This is a genomic window from Clostridium sp. (assembly GCF_021372645.1).
In the GTDB taxonomy this organism is placed as follows: domain Bacteria; phylum Bacillota; class Clostridia; order Clostridiales; family Clostridiaceae; genus Clostridium.
In genome coordinates this window covers 1-2,084 of the sequence record NZ_JAJFUC010000048.1, presented here as the reverse complement: position 1 = coordinate 2,084, position 2,084 = coordinate 1, and the positions used below count along the sequence as shown (strand labels likewise).

Annotated in this window: 3 protein-coding genes and 1 pseudogene; 1 reads left to right on the top strand and 3 read right to left on the bottom strand. The window is 27.9% G+C overall.

Annotated features, from left to right (window positions below; genetic code table 11):
* Nucleotides 1–151: heavy metal-associated domain-containing protein (locus LLF98_RS08590; protein WP_291702723.1), on the bottom strand; the 151-nt coding region annotated here is incomplete at its 3' end.
* 222 nt (nucleotides 152–373) lie between these two features.
* Between LLF98_RS08590 and LLF98_RS08585 the strand changes: the two genes are divergently transcribed.
* Nucleotides 374–742, top strand: a complete 369-nt coding sequence (locus tag LLF98_RS08585) for a hypothetical protein (RefSeq protein WP_291702722.1) — start codon at nucleotides 374–376, stop codon at nucleotides 740–742.
* A 233-nt stretch (nucleotides 743–975) separates the two neighbouring features.
* Here the strand turns inward: LLF98_RS08585 and LLF98_RS08580 are convergent.
* Nucleotides 976–1,353: pseudogene (locus LLF98_RS08580) on the bottom strand (cupredoxin domain-containing protein); the annotation flags it as partial.
* Nucleotides 1,354–1,718: 365 nt separating this feature from the next.
* Nucleotides 1,719–2,084: ATP-binding protein (locus tag LLF98_RS08575; protein WP_291702721.1), on the bottom strand; the 366-nt coding region annotated here is incomplete at its 5' end.

Sequence of the window (2,084 nt, the reverse complement as noted above, 5' to 3'; positions counted from 1 at the left end):
TACTATAATATTCAACAGTCACCTGCTGCGCACTATAGCTAGCCAGTGCATTTACAACTCCATCAATCTTCTTTAATGCTCTTTCCACTCTATTTTCACAAGAAGTACATGTCATATCATAAACTTTAATTATTTCCCTTTTAATACTCATATTTTTCTCACCTCTATGATTATTGTATTTTATTTCAGCAATGTACTTTTATTAAAAGTCCTCCTTATATAAATTAATTATAATAAAAAGTTATGAAGATTTTATGAGGATACAATGAAAGTTAAAAAACAACTCAAAATCTGAATATCTTAAAAACATTATATTCATTATTAATTATTGCTGCATATTATAAATTGTAGTAAATTTTATGGAGGTTTCTGTATGACAAACAGAAATAATCAAATACCACCAATACAAGATTACAACAGTAAAAACTCTGCAAATGAATGTAAATATGATTGTATATACGAATATGTTGTTCGAGCACCTGTAGATATTCATATACCCGGTAGTGCTCCTGTACCAGGAAGTGTTCATCCACCAACAGCTCCTGTACCCACAGCTCCTGTACCCAAAAATGTTCACGTACCAGAAGGTGCTCCTGTTCCAGAAGGTGTTCAAATACCTGACGAAACTAATTCTGACCCTGCGGAAGATTATTATGACCTTAACTACCTTAATTATCTTAGATCCCCTTTTTATCTCTACTATCCTTATAATCCAAACTATCCTTATAGTGCTTATTACTAAAACTATAATTTGCCTATAGAGCATATCAGTTAACAATATTATTAATTTATACAGCAATATATTATTTATCTTATATCATTTATCAATATTTTTGTCTAGCAAAGCCTAAAAGCAAAACTATTTAGGACTAAGTACATGACTAAAAATATAACTAACATTAAAAGAGTTGCTTGTTTAAATGATTTTAATAACTTAAACAAGCAACTCTTTCTATTTAATCTCGAAATTTCCTATTAAAATTCTTTAGGTTCATTTATAGAATCAATATTATCTGTAACTTTAATTACTCCTTTTATCATTCCCATCCAGCAACTAAAGTTTATATCTTCACCCTTCGGTGTAAATTCTATTATATTTTCTCCTTGTTTCAAATCTTTATCTATGTTGAGAGATGGTAATACTATTCCATTATTACACGAATTAAGCTGATTTCCTTCAAATATTAACTTAACAGGAATATCTTTTTGAACATAAATAGCATCGGGGGTATAACCATTATTATCTGCTGTTATTCTTACTACCTGAACCCCATTTTCAATAGCTGCCTTAATTACATTTATTTGAGAGGCATTAGCTTCATTTCCTGATAAGTTTTGTTTTAATTTTGCACTCATATCAAAACTTGACATAAAATTGCTAAATAATAAAATAGCTACAGTTGTAACAAATAATACTACATATTTTCTTTTGTTTAAACTCTTAACTTTATTAATAAATTCCTTTAATTGCTCTTTAATAATTCTTCTCTTAGCAGTCATGTTTATCACCTCAATTACTATACTTTATTAAAATTACAGTATCTTTTATTATAATTAATTATAATAAAAAGTTATGAAGATTCTGTGAGGATTACATATGATTTTTTTTCTATATTTGCAATTACATAACATATAGTTATGTAAAAGGTACAATACAAGCACTTTCTAATTGCTCACGTGATACCCTCTTTTATTATATAGATTCAAATACAAATATATTAATTATTTTTATTTAAATATACAGTAAATGTAGTTCCTTTATTTTCTCTGCTCTCTACATCTATTGTTGCAGAATGTAACGACAATATTTTCTTTACGAGAGTAAGCCCTATTCCGCTCCCCTCAATTTTATGTCTGCTTTTATCTCCACGATACATTCTTTCAAAAACATAAGGTAAATCCTCTTTTTTTATTCCAACACCATTATCCTTAATTTCCACTATCACAGAATCTGCATTGCTACTTAAATTCACCAATACAGTTCCATGTATCTTGCCAAACTTAATTCCATTTGAAATAAGATTTATAAATACTTGTTTCAATTTATCATAATCGCCTAATACAATAAAATTTTTATCTTTTTC